This is a genomic window from Coprobacillus sp., from assembly GCF_984815275.1.
In genome coordinates, this window is record NZ_CFJNYH010000001.1 from 134,190 (window position 1) to 153,972 (window position 19,783).

The 19,783-nt window shown below is 30.8% G+C and carries 19 protein-coding genes; 1 reads left to right on the top strand and 18 read right to left on the bottom strand.

Going from position 1 to position 19,783, the window contains the following annotated elements:
- Positions 1–242: 242 nt before the first annotated feature.
- Positions 243–2,495: an ATP-binding cassette domain-containing protein gene (locus AC5M21_RS00715; protein WP_493531466.1), complete on the bottom strand. Its 2,253-nt coding sequence runs from the start codon at positions 2,493–2,495 to the stop codon at positions 243–245.
- Between the two features lie 171 nt (positions 2,496–2,666).
- Here AC5M21_RS00715 and AC5M21_RS00720 point away from each other — a divergent pair, with 171 nt between their 5' ends.
- Entirely contained in the window at positions 2,667–3,545 is an 879-nt protein-coding gene (locus tag AC5M21_RS00720; protein ID WP_008788705.1) for a LysR family transcriptional regulator, read from the top strand.
- 28 nt (positions 3,546–3,573) lie between these two features.
- Here the strand turns inward: AC5M21_RS00720 and AC5M21_RS00725 are convergent, their stop codons facing one another.
- The 17 genes from AC5M21_RS00725 to guaA form a co-directional block, all read right to left on the bottom strand.
- Entirely contained in the window at positions 3,574–5,043 is a 1,470-nt protein-coding gene (locus tag AC5M21_RS00725) for a family 1 glycosylhydrolase (protein WP_008788704.1), read from the bottom strand.
- Positions 5,044–5,110: 67 nt separating this feature from the next.
- A complete protein-coding gene (locus tag AC5M21_RS00730) occupies positions 5,111–6,046 on the bottom strand; it encodes an AEC family transporter (protein WP_008788703.1) in 936 nt (311 codons plus the stop codon).
- 185 nt (positions 6,047–6,231) lie between these two features.
- Positions 6,232–7,107, bottom strand: coding sequence for an AraC family transcriptional regulator (locus AC5M21_RS00735; RefSeq protein WP_008788702.1), 876 nt, complete (start codon positions 7,105–7,107; stop codon positions 6,232–6,234).
- Positions 7,108–7,122: 15 nt separating this feature from the next.
- Positions 7,123–8,235: a C45 family autoproteolytic acyltransferase/hydrolase gene (locus AC5M21_RS00740; RefSeq protein WP_008788701.1), complete on the bottom strand. Its 1,113-nt coding sequence runs from the start codon at positions 8,233–8,235 to the stop codon at positions 7,123–7,125.
- A 1-nt stretch (position 8,236) separates the two neighbouring features.
- Entirely contained in the window at positions 8,237–9,367 is a 1,131-nt protein-coding gene (gene nagA / locus AC5M21_RS00745; RefSeq protein WP_054689066.1) for an N-acetylglucosamine-6-phosphate deacetylase, read from the bottom strand.
- Between the two features lie 161 nt (positions 9,368–9,528).
- Positions 9,529–9,708 carry a hypothetical protein gene (locus tag AC5M21_RS00750; RefSeq protein WP_202086625.1) on the bottom strand — a complete coding sequence of 60 codons (180 nt, stop codon included), beginning with the start codon at positions 9,706–9,708 and terminating at the stop codon, positions 9,529–9,531.
- A 298-nt stretch (positions 9,709–10,006) separates the two neighbouring features.
- The gene (locus AC5M21_RS00755; protein ID WP_054325662.1) at positions 10,007–10,216 is read right to left on the bottom strand and encodes a hypothetical protein; all 210 of its coding nucleotides are present in this window, start codon (positions 10,214–10,216) and stop codon (positions 10,007–10,009) included.
- Between the two features lie 134 nt (positions 10,217–10,350).
- A complete protein-coding gene (locus AC5M21_RS00760; protein WP_054689070.1) occupies positions 10,351–10,842 on the bottom strand; it encodes a cysteine hydrolase family protein in 492 nt (163 codons plus the stop codon).
- Between the two features lie 265 nt (positions 10,843–11,107).
- Positions 11,108–12,010, bottom strand: coding sequence for a helix-turn-helix transcriptional regulator (locus tag AC5M21_RS00765; RefSeq protein ID WP_160340690.1), 903 nt, complete (start codon positions 12,008–12,010; stop codon positions 11,108–11,110).
- A gap of 177 nt (positions 12,011–12,187) precedes the next feature.
- Complete coding sequence (locus AC5M21_RS00770) at positions 12,188–13,060, bottom strand: YwqG family protein (RefSeq protein ID WP_028043528.1); 873 nt, start codon at positions 13,058–13,060, stop codon at positions 12,188–12,190.
- Between the two features lie 1,174 nt (positions 13,061–14,234).
- Complete coding sequence (locus AC5M21_RS00775) at positions 14,235–14,567, bottom strand: type II toxin-antitoxin system RelE/ParE family toxin (protein WP_008788682.1); 333 nt, start codon at positions 14,565–14,567, stop codon at positions 14,235–14,237.
- Positions 14,567–14,872, bottom strand: a complete 306-nt coding sequence (locus AC5M21_RS00780; RefSeq protein ID WP_302280634.1) for a type II toxin-antitoxin system RelB/DinJ family antitoxin — start codon at positions 14,870–14,872, stop codon at positions 14,567–14,569. Before AC5M21_RS00780 ends, AC5M21_RS00775 begins: the two co-directional genes overlap by 1 nt.
- 394 nt (positions 14,873–15,266) lie before the next feature.
- Positions 15,267–15,905 (bottom strand): ABC-2 transporter permease, encoded by a 639-nt coding sequence (locus AC5M21_RS00785; RefSeq protein ID WP_302280633.1) that lies wholly within the window; start codon positions 15,903–15,905, stop codon positions 15,267–15,269.
- A gap of 2 nt (positions 15,906–15,907) precedes the next feature.
- The gene (locus tag AC5M21_RS00790; protein WP_302280632.1) at positions 15,908–16,759 is read right to left on the bottom strand and encodes an ABC transporter ATP-binding protein; all 852 of its coding nucleotides are present in this window, start codon (positions 16,757–16,759) and stop codon (positions 15,908–15,910) included.
- A 21-nt stretch (positions 16,760–16,780) separates the two neighbouring features.
- Positions 16,781–17,155 carry a GntR family transcriptional regulator gene (locus AC5M21_RS00795; RefSeq protein ID WP_028043529.1) on the bottom strand — a complete coding sequence of 125 codons (375 nt, stop codon included), beginning with the start codon at positions 17,153–17,155 and terminating at the stop codon, positions 16,781–16,783.
- Positions 17,156–17,519: 364 nt separating this feature from the next.
- Positions 17,520–18,107 carry a GNAT family N-acetyltransferase gene (locus AC5M21_RS00800; protein ID WP_302280631.1) on the bottom strand — a complete coding sequence of 196 codons (588 nt, stop codon included), beginning with the start codon at positions 18,105–18,107 and terminating at the stop codon, positions 17,520–17,522.
- Positions 18,108–18,472: 365 nt separating this feature from the next.
- Entirely contained in the window at positions 18,473–19,774 is a 1,302-nt protein-coding gene (gene guaA / locus AC5M21_RS00805) for a glutamine-hydrolyzing GMP synthase (protein WP_302280630.1), read from the bottom strand.
- Positions 19,775–19,783 lie beyond the last annotated feature (9 nt).

The window sequence follows — 19,783 nt, forward strand, 5'->3', positions numbered from 1 at the left end:
TTTCTTTACTATATTTAATTCCTAAAATAATAAATAATAATTGAACGATTGTGAAATAACAATCTTTTAAATCAAATATAAAGAGATGATACAAATAAATATAATTTAAACTACTCTCCAAAAGAATTTATTGATTAAACTGCATAGATATTTAGCAATACCATAAACATAATCTTATTGAAAAAAGAGTATATATCAATGAACTTTATTCAGTATACACTCTTTTATACTTATTGACTCTTTTATCTCAAAGATTTTCTAAGATATTTTGCTGTTATTGTCTGAGCAGTATCAATCATTTCTTGTGGTGTACCTGTAAAAACCACTTCTCCGCCTGCTGTACCGCCATCTGGTCCTACATCAATAATGTAATCTGCTAATTTCATCACATCTAAATTATGTTCAATAACAATAACTGTATTCCCTTGTACAACAAAGCGGTCTAAAAGTTTCATAATATTCTTAACATCAGAAGCATGTAACCCTGTTGTTGGTTCATCTAATAAATAGATATTTCCTTTTTGGTCAAGGTGTTTGGCCAACTTAATTCTTTGAAGTTCCCCCCCAGAAAGAGTTGAGAGTGGTTGACCAAGCGAAAGATAAGATAATCCTACTTCCATCATTGCATTGATTTTCTTTGCAATCTTCTTATGTTCTGCGAAGAATTCTGATGCTTCTTCCACAGTCAGATTTAAAATTTCCATAATGTTTTTTCCATGATACTGATATGATAGAGCTTCCTCGCTATAACGTTTTCCATTGCATGCCTCACAAGTTGTTGTGACTGGATCCATAAAAACAAGTTCTATAGTTACTTTTCCTTTACCTTTACATTCTGGACATGCCCCTTTACTATTAAATGAAAACAGTGAAGCAGACACTTGATTCTCTTGCGCCATGAGTTTTCTGATATCATCAAAAAATCCTAAGAAAGACACAGGTGTAGATCGATTTGTAGCTGTCACTGATGATTGATCAACAATGATGACACGCTCAGCATATTGCTTAGCAAAAACATCTCTAAAAAGACTAGATTTACCAGACCCTGCAACCCCTGTCACAACACACAATACATTTTCAGGAACATTCACTGAAACATTCTTAAGATTATGCAACTGAGCATTTCGAATTGGTAGAAATGTTCTCACTGGTCTTGGTTGTTCTTTGATTCCTATATGTTCACGCATTGCATTCCCTGTTAATGTATCAGATTCTAAAAGTTGATGATAACTTCCTTGATATAAGATTTCTCCACCATATCGTCCAGCTCGTGGCCCAACATCAATAATTTCATCTGCAATAGAAATGACATCTTTATCATGTTCTACAACCAAAACAGTATTTCCTTTATTGCGTAAACTTTGAAGCAGTTTTGTCATACGATAGACATCTCGTGGATGCATTCCTGTACTTGGTTCATCAAAAATATAAATCAATCCTGTTAATGAACTTCCCATGTATCTGACAAGTTTTAATCGTTGTGCTTCACCACCAGAGAATGTTGTTGTTTCTCGATTAAGACTTAAATAAGGTAAACCAATATCAATCATTCTTGTGAGTGTAGCGACTAATGTTTGAATAATTGTTTCACCACGTGGATCATGAATTTCCTTTAAAACTTCACGGAGATGAATAAATTCCATTTCACACATATCAGCAATACTATATCCATGAATACAACAAGATAAAGATGATGAATTCAAGCGTTTCCCATGACATTCTGGACATTCATGTTCTTTCACCAATTTTTTTAAGCGAGAGAGAGTCTGATCACTAGACATAGATAAATCACGCTTAACAAGAACACGATTTAGATGATTATAAATCCCTTCTAGTTTTTTATTAACACGTTCGCCATCTTTTTCATATGCACCATAAAGCAATAGATTTCGTTCTGGAAGAGAATAATCTTTCCATTTTTTATCTAAATCAAATAAACCAGTTTCAGTATATTGTTTCCAATACCAGTTTCCTATATGAAAAGCAGGAATATCCAGCATATCTTCATTTAAACTTTTATCTGAATGAATCACTTGTTCTATATCAATATCTAAAACTTTACCTATTCCAAAGCAAGTTGGGCACATTCCATTAGGGTCATTAAAAGAAAAATAAGATGCTGTTCCAACATAAGGTGTTCCAATGCGTGAAAAAAGCAAACGTAATGCCGAATACATATCACTGATTGTCCCTACTGTTGAGCGAGCATTACCGCCCAAACGTGCCTGATCAATAATCACAGAAGCTGACAGTTGATCAATAAAATCTACTTTTGGTTTTTGATATTTTGGTAATCTACCCCTAATAAATGCAGAATATGTTTCATTCATTTGTCGCTGACTCTCTGCTGCAATTGTATCAAAGACTATACTTGATTTCCCCGATCCTGATACACCAGTAAAAACAACGATCTTTTCTTTAGGTATTTCTAGAGATACATTTTTTAAATTGTTTTGAGTTAATCCTCTTATTGTTATGTAATCTTTATGAGACATAAATAAACTCCTCTCTTTATTCATAATATTTTTGATACTAAACTGTATCATATTAAGCATAAACCTTCCTGTTAGGGAAGAGTCAATATATTTTATTCTCTTAATAAAAATAAAATTTTCATGTTTGAATAATCATCTTATGATGTTAAAATAAAAAAAGAGGTGAAGCAAATGGAAATCAGAACTTTACAATATTTCTTAACAATAGCAAGAGAGAAAAATATATCTAAAGCAGCAGAATATTTACATATGACCCAACCTACTCTCTCAAGACAAATGAAAGAATTAGAAGAGCAACTTGGAAAACAACTTTTTACAAGAGGAAATCGGCAAATCTCATTAACTGATGAAGGTATGATTCTCAAAAAACGTGCAGAAGAAATTATCAGTATTGTTGAAAGAGCTGAAGCAGAAGTGAGAGCAAATGAAGAATTACTGACAGGAGATATTCATGTTGGATGTACTGAAAAAATAGGTTTAAAACATATTGCTCAATCACTTGCCCTCATGCAAGAGAAACATCCCTTTGTCAGAGTCCATATTAAATATGGAAGCACTGAAGACATCTCATCTCAGATAGAAAAGTCTGAACTTGATTTTGGGATTGTGATTGAACCAGTTGATTTTATGAAATATGATTATTTGAAAATAACACATTCTCATACTTGGGGTGTTTTGATGTCCCAAGAGAGTCCACTTTCTCAACTTGAATACATCACTGCTGATGATCTACGTCAAGTATCATTGTTATGTCCTTCACAGGAACTGGTTAAAAATGAAATTGCTGGATGGGTTGGTGGTAATCAAAGGAAATTAAATATTGTTGGAACTTATAATTTTCCTTTTGCTTTATCTTCGCTTGTGAAAGAAAGTCATCTTTATGCTTTATGTTTTGAACAGAGTTTTGATGATGCAATGGATAATGTCTGTTTTCGACCACTTACACCAGCAATAGAAGAAAACATGGTATTTATTTGGCGTAAATATCAGGTATTTTCTAAACCTATTGAAATCTTTATGAATATGCTGAAAGAAAAAGTACAGAAATGAGTTGGACTCTTCTGTACTTTTTATGTCTTTAGTTTAAATCTTCACCATTGGTTGCGATACATTTTTGATACCAGTAAAATGAATCCTTACGGCTTCTATCGTAAGTTCCATTTCCAGCATCATCTTTATCAACATAGATAAAACCATAACGCTTTCTCATTTCACCTGTTCCAGCTGATACAAGATCAATACATCCCCAAGTTGTATACCCAATTAAATTGACACCATTGTCAATAGCTTTGCTCATTTCCATAATATGTTCTCTTAAATAATCAATACGATATGAATCATGAATGTTACCATCTGCTTCAACTGTATCAAAAGCACCTAATCCATTTTCAACGACCATTAATGGTCGTTCATAACGATCATAAATCATCTCTAGATAATAACGCAGTCCTTGAGGATCAAATGCCCATCCCCAATCTGAATATTGTAAATATGGATTTTTTGCACCAGCCGCAAAGTTTCCAGAAACCATTTCATCTGCTTCATGCGTTGTTTCAAGTGATGACATATAATATGAGAATGTATACATATCGACAGTTCCATTCTTTAATTCAATCAAATCCTGATTCGTGATATCTAAATGAACTTCATGCTCCTTCCATAAACGTGTTGCATAGGTTGGATATTTACCCTTGCACTGTACATCTCCACAATAGAAGATAGATTTTGCCCACATATGGCGATTCGCTAAAATATCACGAGGATCACACGTTCCTGGATAGAATGTAATCCCACAAATCATACAACCAATCATATTGTCTGAATCAATTTCATGTCCAATTTGTACAGCTCTTGCACTGGCTACAAACTGATAATGTAATTGCTGATATCCTTCCTGATGTTCTTTTGAACCAGCTTGATTCCCAAATAAATTCAACATCATAATTGTATTATTGATTTCATTAAATGTTAACCAATATTTAACCAGTCCTTTATATTCAGTAAAACATGTTCTGGCATATCTTTCATAAAAATCAATTAGTTTTCGATTGTTCCATCCACCATAATGTTCTTCTAAATAAAGTGGTGTATCAAAATGCCAGATAGTCACCAATGGCTCAATCCCATATTTTTGACACTCTTTAAACACATGACGATAAAACTCAATGCCTTTTTGATTTGGTATTTCTTCATCTCCATGCGGATATAAACGACTCCATGAAATAGAGAGTCTAAACATCTTAAATCCCATTTCTGCAAACAATGCAATATCTTCTTTGTAGTGATGATAGAAGTCAATACCATCATGATTGGGGTAATAGTAATCATCTAAAACTGCATATTTTGCCCCATCAGGAATAGGCTGACCATTCCTGACTTTACCAGGATTCCCATCCTGATCAATAAATGTCACATAACGAGGTTCTTTAACTGAGCCTCCCGTTGTTACATCAGTCTTGGCTGGTCCTCTTCCATCTTTATTCCAAGCTCCTTCAGCTTGATTGGCAGCAATTGCTCCACCCCATAAAAAATCTTTTTGAAATGCCATCTTTCTTTCCTCCTTGATTCTATTGTAACAAATTTTATGTTTGTATATAAAAACAATTTGTTATGATTTATACAATAAAAATAACGATAACAGTATAGACAATCAATGTCACAACCATATTTAATGAAATCAGTGCAGCTGTATAACTGTTATCTTCTTCACTTTTAAACAGTGGTGATATTTGCATTGGTAAAGCAAATCCAGTTGGACACATAAAATAGATAAGCACTGCCAACATATAAATCTTATCAGCCATTAAATGTGGGAAGAATACAAAGAACCCTACAATGACAAAGGCAAATAGAACAATTCTCACAATTAATAATTTCAATAGCGAACCTAGTGTGTCCATATTGATTTTTAAGTTATAGCCAATAATGAATAAGATCATACCAATAATTGGACCTGTAATCATATTGATTGTATTTGTATAAACATCAATAAATGGTGTTTGTGCTAACATATTGTAAACACCTAATAAATTCAATCCTAAACCTAAGATAACTGCAATCACAAATGAATTCGTAAAAATTGTTTTGGCCAATTCTTTTGGACTTGTTTGTCCTGCATTCAGTTTAGCGACCATGATTGGGATAAGCACAAAGGCAATTAAAGTTCCTGCTAAGTCAAAGATAACTGTATTGCTGGCATATGCAACACCAACAATAGAAGTATAAAGCGGTAATGCAACATTTCCACCTTCACATGTTGTTAACATGAAATAAGAAATGTGAGAAAATCTTTCACCTGTGAACTTTGTGAAAAGTTTTCCAATGAACATTGTCAAAACAAATGCGATAAAAACATAAACAACAATCAAAATTGCTGATGATTCTATTTTTGAAGTTAATAAAATATTAAAGATTAAGATTGGAAACAAAACATTAAAGACAATATTGTTGGCTCCTTCTTTTTGTTCTGGTGTAACAAATCCCTTAATTCTTGATATAATCCCTAAAAGTACCATAAAGAATACGGGAAATAAAGTTGATAATGCTGCCATAAATTCCTCCTATTTATTTGTATATTTATATTTTCAATTGTTTTCAAAAAATGAATAATAAATTGTTTCATCTTTTGATGTTTTTATTCTAATATATAAATAAAAAGAATACAAACGCCTATAAATTATAGATTTCTATACCTAAAAGGCATATAAAAAAACTTATACCAGTTAAATGATATAAGTTATCGTAAAGGAATATATAAATCCAACTCAGAATCAGGATGATCATAGCCTAGAAATCTTTCGTCTAAAACTTCAAATGTTTCTCGTGAATCTATTTCTTCTTTGGTAGAAAGAAGCCATGTTCCCCAAATATAATTTATTGTTTGTGGTAATGTCTTAAAACAGCCATGATGTGTAAAAACAACATAACGGCCTCCTGGTATGACTTTTTTGATAAAATATGATACCATATTTTCAAAAGAATCAACCTCTATACCAACCACTTCATTAAATATCGTCTCTTCTCCAACAATAAAATGAACATCACTTAAAGATGATTCATAAATACCAAATTTACGATGCTCTTGATAAGAATAAGGAGCCTTTTCTTCAAGACTATAAAACTCTTCCCAAAGTTTTTTAATCTCCTTGGTTCTTAATTGAGTCTGTCTTCTGATTCCAACAACCTTAATTTCAGGCAATATGACAATTTGAGGATGAACAGTAACATGATGAACTAAGTGTTCTAACAAATCAGAATTTAAATTTTCTTTATTGGAAGTTAATGTTTGTATTCGATTCTCTCGATATTTTTGTGGACTCACTTTATAAATCAATTTAAAAGCACGACTAAAAGACTCAGCTGATTCAAAATTATTTTTTATGGCAATATCAATAATTTTATGATGCGTATATAAAAGTTGGTGAGCAGCATTGGCAAGTCGTCGTTTTTTTATATAATTACCAACACTCTCTCCAATCAATGCTTGAAATTGTCTATTAAAATGAAAGTATGAATAACCAACAGAATGAGCAACTTCTTCAACTCTGATATCTTCTTCTAAATGATTTTCAATGTAGATAATAGCATCTTCTAAAGCCTTTTGATAGTTCATGTTTTTATATCCTTTCTATAATGATTGCCAATCAAACAATCCTTTTTGAACATCATCAATATGAATTTCAATTTCTGATGTTTGATTATCAAATGGTTGAGATAAATGATACAGATTCCAGCCATTCTCATGTCTCCCACCCCAGCATAACTCGATTGTCCCATCAATCGGTGAAATAATCATACTTTTGGTTGTACCAAAACTTTCTTTATAATTATGAAAACAAAGTCCATCAGGATATTTATCTAATAACATTTCTTTGAGTTTTTCTCTTGTGACTGTTGTTTCTTGCTCCAACTCTTTTTGTATATACTGATAGCGACCAATACTATGTGTAAAAACTTGTTTTTCTAAATGTACGAATTCAGATAATATAGAATGATTTGTTGCATGAATCATCTGTTGAGAACTATAAACATCAATTTCTCGAAATGCTTTTTGACCATCCATCGTTTGGACAAGTGCCCCATGACCTGTCTTATCTAATAAAATGATATTCATATTAAAAACAATTGGCATATCTTTTAAATAAGCTAATGCCTCTTTTGTATTTTTACAGTTATCAAGCAGTGCTCTCACAACAACCCAATATTGTAAACCTTGAAATTGTGGTTTTTGCATATGAGGTAAGTTAGCAACAGGAAGACCACATGAACTGATTGTGACAGCTAAACCCTGATCATTGAAACCATCATCCCGTCCAAATTGTAACATAGATGTTCCAATATGTGTATAATTGCCTTTTGCCACTGTTCTCATCAGACAAAAATCTTCAAGTTCACAAGAAAATTCATAATTTCTTGCAAGTAATGGCTTCTTTTCAGCCGTCATACTTGGAAGCAATGCAATATGACTACAGCGAGGAATATAACAAGTCATATTATAGAAGAATAATGATTCTAATGATACATTCAAAGCATCAGCAAAGCCATTGATTTCATCAGTTAATCCTGGACACCATTTATCAAGTAATTGATTGGTTTCTTGAATCTGATAAAGAGTCATTTCTGGTTTTACAATATATTTTGATTTTAATAATAAATTTGTCTCAATCATCTTTCCTAATTGATAACCAATTTCATAATGGGTTCCACTGACCTCAATAGTACGTGTCTGTATAGTTAACATATTATAACACCTTTCCTTTCACTATTGTTTGTTTAATCTGGAAATTATCATCAAAGAAAATAATATCTGCAAAATTCCCTACTTTTATTTCTCCCATTTTATCAATACCTAAACTTTTCGCTGGATTATAACTTGCTAAAGAAACAGCTTCATTCAAAGTTAATCCTAAATGCTGATATACATTTTTGACGCATTGATTCATATCAGCCTGACTCCCTGCTAGAGTTCCATTTAATAATCTGACTTGATGATTGTTGATACGAACTGTTCCCATTGATGACTCATAAATACCATCTGGTAATCCTGCGGTTTCTACAGAATCAGTTATCAAAACCACCTTGTCTTTTCCTTTCGTTTTTAAGAGGATTTTAGCAGCTGGATAAGAAACATGTATTCCATCTAATACCAATTCAGCATATACATTTTGATTTATCATCACAGTTCCTGTAACACCCACTTCCCTATGGGTTAGAGGTGTCATTGCATTATAAGTGTGGGTTGCTGATGTAGCACCTAAGTCAATTGCTCTTTGTGCTTCTTGATAGGTCGCATTGGTATGACCCAATGAGACAATAATACCTTTCTCACATAAATAGGGTATCAATTCAGTAGCCCCTTCTAATTCTGGAGCAAGTGATACTTTTTTGACGATATCTTCATTATTATTGACAATAGAAACAAAGTTTTGAATAGTAGGATGGATCATATATTCTTCCGGTTGTGCTCCTTTGTAAACTTTACTGAAAAATGGTCCTTCCATATGAACGCCTAAAATTTGTGCTCCTTCAACTTTTTCTTTATTTTTGACAACATTTTCAATCGCATGTGAAATAGATTCAATAGGCATTGTGACTGTGCTTACAAGAAAAGAAGTCACACCTGTTTGTAAAGATGCTTTTGAAATGGCATTGAGACTTTCGAAAGTTGAATCCATCACTTGATATCCACCTCTACCATGAGTATGAATATCAATAAACCCTGGACTCACATATAACTCTTTGGCATTTATGATGTCTTCTTTTTCTGGTTTCCTCTCACTAATTTCTACAACCTTATCTCCCTCTATAAAAACATTTTTAGTAACAATTTCATCATGTAGAATAACTTTTCCATTGATTATGCACTTTTTCATAATATTTCGTATACTTCCTTTCTCTCATTTCCTTCATTTTATCAAAGTTTGTTATTGTCTTCATGATATTTTCTGCTATAAACATCTAAAAAAAGACATCATGTGATGCCTTCATCTATTAAAAGAATTTCTTTCCATTTAAAATATTAATATGATATTCTTTAGTTACAGTTATTATCTGTTTTTTCAACGGTATTTTGTCTATAATGTTTGGCATGTGAGCCCATAATAATAACAGTTGGCACATCCTTCACTGATAGAATAACAGCCATGCAAGGTGCTTCATCAGCACTTACTGCAAATGATGCATAAAGTCCATTCCTATCTCCCCAAATTGGCACTAATCCTAACTATTCTGTATAATAATCATAACATGCTTCATAGTCTTTTCTAACCAATATGTGAATGGTTATTTCATTTTTCTATTACCACTCTTCCTATGTACTATTATAAGATAAGTTGTTTCATGGATTATTGTAAGAAATAGACACAGAAAATTGATCACTTCACTCTTTTATAAACTTTCATAAGAAAATTTTAATGCTATTTTATGATTATATACACTTTAAGAATGATATTGATTTTTTCTCTTGAATACTTTTTAATAAGTCATTTTATTTTTTAACTTCGCTTTTTAACCTAATATAATAAATAATTGCTCCTATAAAATAAGGAATATTCATCTCCATTAAAAACACCTTCATCCCCACTTCGAAATTCACCAGCTTCTACTTCTAAAAACTTTTCCATAACACCATGAACTCTTTTCAAATCTTTTAAACTGAATGGATCTATCTCTTGTATCATGTCATAGGCTTCAATTGAATAGGGTGGTTTATAATCCTTCATTTTATCACCTCATCTTGCTTATTATCTTGGTTACTTTCATAAAAAACAAATTTAATCAATCAACTCTAAGACATTTTGATGTTTAGCAAACAACTGATCATCTTCCATACTATTTACTTTTAAACCTTTATCAATTATGAATCTAACAAATCATTCAAACTCATTAGCTTACAGCCTTTACTCTCATAATAATGAAGCATTTCATCAATCTTCTTTTTATCATAACTTGTAATACAATCAGATAAGACATTGACTTGATAATCTGCCTTGCGTAAATTATAAGTCGTTGATTTCACACAAGCAACAGCATCTGCACCTGTAATATAAAACTCACCTATTTGATTTTCAGTTATAAAGTTTGCAAATTCCTCACTTGTTAATGCATTTCCTTTAGATTTTATAAAAATATGATCTGATACTATTTTTAAATCAGAAACCAATTCAGATCCAGGTGTATTAGGTTTGAATGTTCTTGTTCCTGCTGATAAATTATAATGTCTTATGTAAACAACATACATATCATTTTTAACTGCCCAATCTATTGAACGATTAATATTATCAATAATTTCCTTATAATTCTTTGTAATATCGTTTTGAATATCTATAACTACTAAAGCTTTTTCCATTGTACGCTCTCTCCTTCTTATAAATAGATACTATCATCACATCATTATTAATGTGTTGAGTTCTTGAATCATTAACATATTGAATTGTATAATGCTTATTCAATTTTAGTTTCTATTCTTGCAAAACAATAGAAAATTAATTGAGCCTTCATTCCCCTACTTTCTTCCTATACTTTGTTCTGACTAAAATAGCCAATTTATCTATAAAGCATTTTACATTGAATATGTTAATACTATCATATCATTTATAACTTGCAACAGCGTGTCATGTTCTATATTTTTCTTGGATTTTTTTAGCTCTTTCAAATATAATATTACGAATACTTTGAGGAGCAATCACTTCTACTTTATCCCCACAAGATAATATATAACTAAAGAGAAGTTCATTATTTGGCATGAGTGTTTCTACCAATAAACTTCCATCTTTGTTTTTAGTGACCTCATCATCAAATTTCTCATAAACTTGAACTGACATACTTTTATCAAACAAAAGTGTGACTTGAATCATTTCCATTTCAAATTTTTCTGCTCTTGTAAAAATCTCATTTGGTATATTACGAATATATTCATCATCTGTCATCTCTAAATCTCGAATACGTATTAATTTGAAAAAACGGTAATCATTTCGCATACAACAATATCCATATAAATACCAATCATAAGACTTGAAAACCAGTTTCAGTGGTTCAACAGTACGCTGAATGCATTCACCTTTACCATTATAGTAATTAAACATAACTTTCTTATTCTTAAAAATTGCACTTTGTAACAAATGAAAAACTTCTTTCCTTGCACCACTTTTTGTCCAACTTGAAAAATCAAATTCAAACCAATCTGTGTTTTGTTTTTGAAATACACTACTCAGTTTTGATAAAAGAGCACTCGTATCTCCTTCTTCTATGATTCTAATCCCTTGTAAAGCCATCAATATTTGTTTCTGTTCCTCTTCACTTAGAAGAGATTTATTAAGCACAAAATTCTCTTGAATAAAGATACCTCCACCTTTACCCTGTGTAGCATATACAGGTATTCCTGCTAAACTCAATATGTCAATATCCCTATAAATAGTTCTTACTGAAACCTCAAAATGTTCAGCTAATTCTGGTGCAGTCATATGCCCTTTTTGCAGCAAAAGATACACCATTTGAAAATATCTATTGTCTTTCATAATATCCCACCTCTTGCTCATTATATTAAACATGACATCGATAATCTTGTTTTCATTGTGTTTTCATAAGATTTAAAAAACCCAAATATATTTTAATAACTTTTTTAATCAAAACAGAACTTAAATCATTTATTACTTCCCACTTATTTAACTCTTTTTGATAAAAAAACTCAGTCATTAACCACATTGTAGAATCAGCCATATTCTATCAAAATTTTTATTTTTTAAATCCTGTTTTCGTATCCAAAAATAAATGTGACCACAATCACCAAACATATACTCCATATCTTCTGTTTCAATCGTTCCCATTTGAAATAAAAGTATCCAATCTTTACTATTGATTTTAACTTGTTCTAATATATCATCTGGAATAACAGCAAAATCTTCTGGAGATCCTAACCTATATCCTCTAGTTACTATCTCACATTCTTCTTCCATAGATGATTGAATTGTATCAGAATAACCAAGAAGTTTTGTCACTTCCCCATATTCATCACATGGATATCCATATTCAATGCGGCATTCATCATAATCTTCCCATTCTATTTCCATATCTGTAATTTCAGCAGATAAATCACCATATTCAGGAAAACTGATATGACTTTCAAAAGTTATGGCTAATTCTGGCATAATTGCCTCTTCATCCATATCCTTAGGAATATTCATAGGAATTAGATGATCTTTTGTGGGAAAATAGTATACCTTGGCTGATCCGTTATCTTTAGGATCAAATCCCCATGGCATACTTATTTGCTCATAAAAGAAACTTAATATGCCAGTCTTGGGTAATAAATTTTCAGTATCATCATTTTTTACATCTTCAAGATTAATTTGAGCCATAAATGATAAAGGTCGTTCCTTTGTCTTACCATCAAATGATTCACCTAAAAATCTAGGCCATACAAAATCATTGGGAACTGCTGGTCTACCTCCAATTTTGCTACTGCAAGCAGTAAGTATTTCATCTGCCTTTTTATATGATATCCGTATTTCATTTCTTGCTAACGCTGTTAATATCACTTTTAACTTATCTTTATTATATCCGCTCATATCGTTACTCTACATATCTTTCATCATAACTAAGATTTATCTATTGCTTTTTTATTTTATATTTAATTTACCATATCTAAATTGAAATATCTTGTTCATAATTTTATATTTTTATCTTCTCTAATCAACAATCTTTTATCTCTATAAATCAATTAATAATATCTAAAAATTCACTTTAAACTCTTAAGTGATCCTTCTATTTTTTTCATTTGTTTTCCTCCAACATTACCCAAATTATACCATTTTATTTTATACTAATGAATAAAAAATCACCTTGTCATAAAACAAATAAAACCTAAATAAAACATTTCTCTTCCTGTTTATAAATAATCTCTTTTCTTACAATTTTTCAATATATTTCTGAACATTGTACACTTCTTGTACAATTTGTATTTGGTTTTTCTGTTTCTTAGCAGTATTTCTTTTTTAGCCATTTAATTATTCTTCATACAAATCATTCACATCTTTATCAACTCATTTAGTGTATTTGTCAAGCTGTCTACTTGTCAGTAAACTTGCGTATAATATTTCTTACTCCTCTTTCATATACATTCATTTTCTTCTTCCATATTTTGATTGGTTCACCTTTGAATATTTGGAGGACAAAGTCACATTTGTTTCCTCCCTATATTTAAAATCATTATTCAAATCTATTGGCAACACTTGGCTTTATGTCTCACGTTCTCATCCTATGAATCAATATACCAACTCATGTAAAATTCTGCATCTTTATCCTCAATTTATTAAATCAAAATAAAAAAGAGAAGACTGTAAGAAATAAATAGTTTTTAACTATTGAAAAGGCATAGTTCCTTTTTCATTGGACGACTAAGTTCTTCCATTTAAGTTATCCGAAATCTCCCCATAGTACCATGAACTATAAAAATCAATCCATAAGAAAACTTGTGGTAACATATACCCCTAGTTTCTTAATAACTTTCAAACTCATAAACATTCATTTTTTTAGAAAATATCAAAATCAAAAGAAGAAGTCTATAAAAGAAAAAATAATCAAACAAAAATCTAGACACCTCAAACACAAAAAGGGGCATTACTAAAAAATTTTTTTCGATTAACTCATAATGTGTTGGTTAACTCCTAAAATTAACCATCTAAAAATAATTTGGTAATCCAAGCTCCTTCAAATTAAAAAGACAGGCGTACCTGTCTCATGTTATTTCATATTCATTTTTGCAAGTTGCTTCACTTGATCTCGTTTTGCATAAACAACACCAGTTATTTGAACAGTCATTCTTGCTTCATCAATCCAAAAATACACGATAAAGTTTTTAATTATCATTTTATGAATGCCTTCTGAATGCCAAGGCTCTTCATCAACTAAAACAATACGTTGTGGTAATTGTGATAAGGAATAGATTTCATTTTCCAAAAGATCAAGAATACGCATTGCACAATCATGATCATTTAACTCATTTGCAATATAGTGACTTATTTCTTTTAATTGACCCTCTGCATACTTTGTAATATTAACTAAATACTTATCCATTATTCTGCGAGTTCCTGTCTTAGATCATTAAATACACTTTTTGCTGAACGAGAATTTCCTGCTTTCGCATCAGTTAATCCTTTTTGCATCATGAGTTCAAATTCTTCTTCATTCATTTCATCAAGTGTCTGAAATGAATTAGAAACTGATAAAGAAAAAGGAATACTCTTCGTCATGATAATTTGTTTATATAGCATATTGATCACAACAGAGGCAGGCACTCCTAGTTGTGCCATAATACCTTCCGCCTTTGCTTTAATATCAGGCTCTACGCGAGCAAGTACATTTGCTGTTTTTGTTGCCATAATCATCACCTCTCTCTATAAATTAATTATATTCTAATGTATAACGATTAGCAATACATTTTTATTATTGACTATACTCTAATTTTTATTCAGGGTATTAGGGCAACACCCTAACAAGTGAATTGTGGGGTCATAATCCAGTACTTGCTGCATTACAAGACTTAGGAATTCTATCTTAAAAACTTGATATTTCAATCAATCTCAAACTTCTAGCTTGGATAAATATTTTCTGATTTCATTATTTAATAGTTTGAATTTCTCATTAATTTTATATGTTCTATTATAATCATCATTTGTTAATTTTCCTTTTTCATCTAAAATATATTATTATTCTTTTGTTTTTAAATAACTACCAAAATGATTATACTCAAAATATACTCATATAAAGTATGTGTTAATATCTTTTTTTATTATATATAAAATTTGAAATCATCCAAGATATAGTAAAAGTGATTACTGCCACAACGAATAATATTTGAATAAACAAATGTGAATAGTCCATCAAATGAATTCCTAATAACTGAAGAATTTTAGTAGAGATATAAACTAATCCAAATGAAATGAATCCACTAACTATCATTGAAACTTCCATTTTTTCACCTTTATTATAATAAGTTACAGGAATAAAGAATGATGCAAAACCTAACGCTACTGCTATACCCATTTCGATACCTTGAAGTATTGTAAAGTTTTTACCTAAAGATTCTACACCCAAGAAAATTTGAACACCATATCCATAAACAATTGAAATAAGTAAGCCAATACCAATAAAGGACAAAAATGAAATATATCTAGAAGCAACTATTTTATTAGGTAATATTGGTAATATCTTATAATAGTCATACCATTTCTTTTGGGCATCTTGTTGTATACACCCCAAAATACTTAATCCAAAAAATGTAGGTAAGACAATAATTAGAATTGCTCCAAACCCTTTTGATGTAGAAAACCACCCAATGATTAGGACTGATAAGAATAATACTTTCCAACTCGTACCTAGATAATATAAATCTTTTTTTATAAGTCCAAGCATAACTACGCTCCTTTCACATACAGTGTCATAATATCATCGACCTTTGCAGGATCAACAATGCACTTTGTATATTTCTTTGCCATTTTTTCTCTATCTCTAATTAAAATTTCAACCTCATAAGTTTTTTTACGATATCGTATAATGTCTTCTTTATCAATGAATTGAAACTCATCATCTCTGCATTTCATAATGCCATATTCATAAATAAGTTCATCTTTTGAAGATGATAGAATTAACTTACCCTCGTGTATAAATGTAATATAGTCAGCAATCTTTTCCAAATCACTTGAGATATGTGATGATAATAATATTGCATGATTTTCATCCTGTACAAACTCCATAAAAACATCCAATATTTCATCACGCATAATAGGATCTAGCCCACTTGTTGCCTCATCCAATATAAGTAATTTAGGTTGATGAGATAAAGCAATTGATATTGCTAACTTCATTTTCATTCCTCTACTGAAATCTTTTACTAACTTATTTTTTGGTAAATCAAACTTTTCCATATAGTTATAAAATGTTTTTTTATCCCATTTCTTGTAAATATCCTTAAGAATATTTTCTGTTTGCAGAATATTATAATTATCATAAAACTCGCTTACATCAAACACAACTCCAATATCTTCCTTTAACCTCAAATTATTTTTTTCATTTGTTTGTCCCAATATTGAAATAGTTCCAGAATCTTTCTCTATTGTATCCAAAATACAATTTATAATCGTTGATTTACCTGCACCGTTTTCACCGATTAAACCCATTATATTTCCACAAGGCAAAATAAATGATATATTCTCTAGATGAAAATCTCCATAATTTTTTGTAATATTTTTTATTTCTAATGCATTCATAACAACACACCTTTCTTTTTATTATTCACCTTCATAAAACATCGTTAATATCTCACATAACTTGTCTAGTTGAATCCCATTCGTTCGTCCAATGTCAGCCACTTCCTGTAATTTTTCTTCAGCTAATCGCATTTGTTCTTCCAGTATAAATTCTTTATTTGGCGAAGAAACAAACGTTCCCTTTCCAGCAGCACTCTCAATAAAGCCTGCTCTTTGTAATTCTTCATAAGCCTTTTGCGTTGTTATCACACTAATATGCAAATCCTTTGCTAACATTCTCATTGATGGCAATGAATCTCCACACTTGAGTTCCCCACTCATGATAGCATTTTTTATTTGAGTGATAATCTGCTCATATATTGGTTTTGTAGTATTATTACTGATTAGTATTTGCACAACCATTCCTCCAATGTATATAAATGTATATATCGTACATGTACAATATATTACATTAATAATTTTTTGTCAAGAGTTAAAAAATAATTATATTTAATTTTATATCGCTAAAGATCTATTACTGCTAACTTATTTGGTACTCAAACGAAATGAAAAAGTCCGTAAAACCTTATAGAATAAGGCTCTATGGACTTTATTTTTTTATTCGCACTTTTCATGACCGATTAAATACTAAACTTTTTTGTTATCACTAAAAGTGGAGCTGATAAAGATACGAGGTTTAAATGCTATACTTTGTTCTCCCATTCCTGTTATTTTAATTAAGAAAAATTATATCCATTCCGTAAATTCTCATTTAATAATCTTATTTAAGATTACTTTTATTTACATGATAGACCATATATAAATATTCTGAAAAACCTCTTTGCTTAGGATATTTAACTTTTTCACGTCTAACTTCTTTGAAGTCTTTTTTTCTATAACACGCTATCGCTTTATTATTGATATTTGTTACAGAAAGAAGATATGAAGAATATTCATAATTATTAAATACATAATCAATTAAAGAACTTGCTATACCCTTATGTTGATATTCTTTACACACACCAACTATATCTATATATGCCATTCCCTTATCTAATGAAATTCCTTTTTCCATATCATTCTTCATAGCCATGCCTACCATATATCCTTTGAAAAAGCCGAATTCTTTTTGAAAATCTTTTATAGGTATATGAAATGCTCTAACTTCATCAGTCATCAAGGCTATAAAAGCAACAACCCTTTCATCACATACTGCCACAATATAATTATTTAGAATATGCCCATTCCTTAATGCTCTTGCCATTTTTTCAGTATCTGTAGAGAGTTGTTTCCAATCATCTGAAAAAGCATCTGCATAAATGAAGGCTATATCATTCCTATCTAATTCTGTCGCTTTTCTTATCTCCATAAATACCTCCTCAAATTTATATTTGTAGGATTATAATATGAGCCTCTATTACTATATGGTCCACAAAATTTATTGATATTAAAACTTGAAATTCTCATAAAGCACCTCCTACTTTCCTAGTATAATATTTTTTACAGAGACCCAAGAGTTTATTCTTACATATTCTATTTTCTATAAACATCTCTACAAATCCAACTTTTGTTAATTTAATTGTATCATTTATAAACAAACAAATATAGAAAAACAGCATATAAAAAAGTGATTGTTGTCGCAAAGTAAATAAATACAATAACAATGTAACGAGCACACATTGAATAAAAAAAGAGTCAAAACCCTTCAAATAAAGGATTTTAACTCATTTGATACTATTCCCATTCAATTGTCGCACATGGTTTTGGTGACATGTCATAACATACACGATTGACATGAGGCACTTCAGCCAAGATACGATCAGTAATCTTCATCAAGATAGGCCAATCAATTTGTTCAATCGTTGCCGTCATAGCATCCACAGTATTCACAGCACGAATAATGACTGGATAATCATAACTACGCGCATTGTTTTTGACACCAACTGATTTAAAATCAGGGACAACTGTAAAATATTGCCATACTTTTTTATCTAAACCAGCTTTAGCAAATTCATCTCTTAAAATAGCATCACTTTCTCTCACTGCTTCTAAACGATCTCTTGTGATTGCCCCTAAGCAACGTACACCAAGCCCTGGACCTGGGAATGGTTGTCTATAAACCATTTCATATGGTAAACCAAGTTCCACTCCACAAGCACGAACTTCATCTTTAAATAATTGGAATAAAGGTTCAACCAATTCAAATTGTAAATCTTCTGGTAACCCACCAACATTATGATGTGATTTGACCATCTTAGCAGTCTTTGTTCCAGATTCAATAATATCAGGATAGATAGTTCCTTGAGCTAAGAACTCAATACCATCTAACTTTCTCGCTTCTTCTTCAAATACTCTAATAAACTCAGCACCAATAATCTTACGTTTTTGTTCAGGATCAGCAATATTTTCTAACTTAGTTAAGAAACGTTCTGTTGCATCAACATACACTAAGTTTGCATCTAATTGATTTTGGAAAACTTCCACAACATCTTCAGATTCACCCTTACGCATTAAACCATGATTCACATGTACACAATACAATTGTTTTCCAATTGCTTTCACTAATAAAGCAGCAACTACTGATGAATCAACACCACCTGATAAAGCAAGTAAAACTTTTTTATCACCAACTTGATTTCTAATAATCTCAACCTGATCATTAATAAAGTTTTTCATATTCCAATTCTTTTCAGCATGACATTCATTGAAAACAAATTCAGATAAAATATCTTTTAATTCATCTTCATTAGCAGGATATGTTCTATTATCTACTTGAGCCAATCTATGTTCAAATGCAAGAATAGGATATCCAGCAGTATATAGTTCACTAACAACATCAATCTCTTGTCCATCAATAATATTATTAGGACCACCATTAATAATAATACCCTTCACATTTGATAAAGTATTTAATTCATCAACAGTAATATCATGTGGCTTAATTTCACTATAAACACCCAAATCTCTTATACAACGTGCAATTGTTGTATTTTCGTGACTACCTAAATCTAAAATGACAATCATGTCTTGTTTCATCTTTCTTCT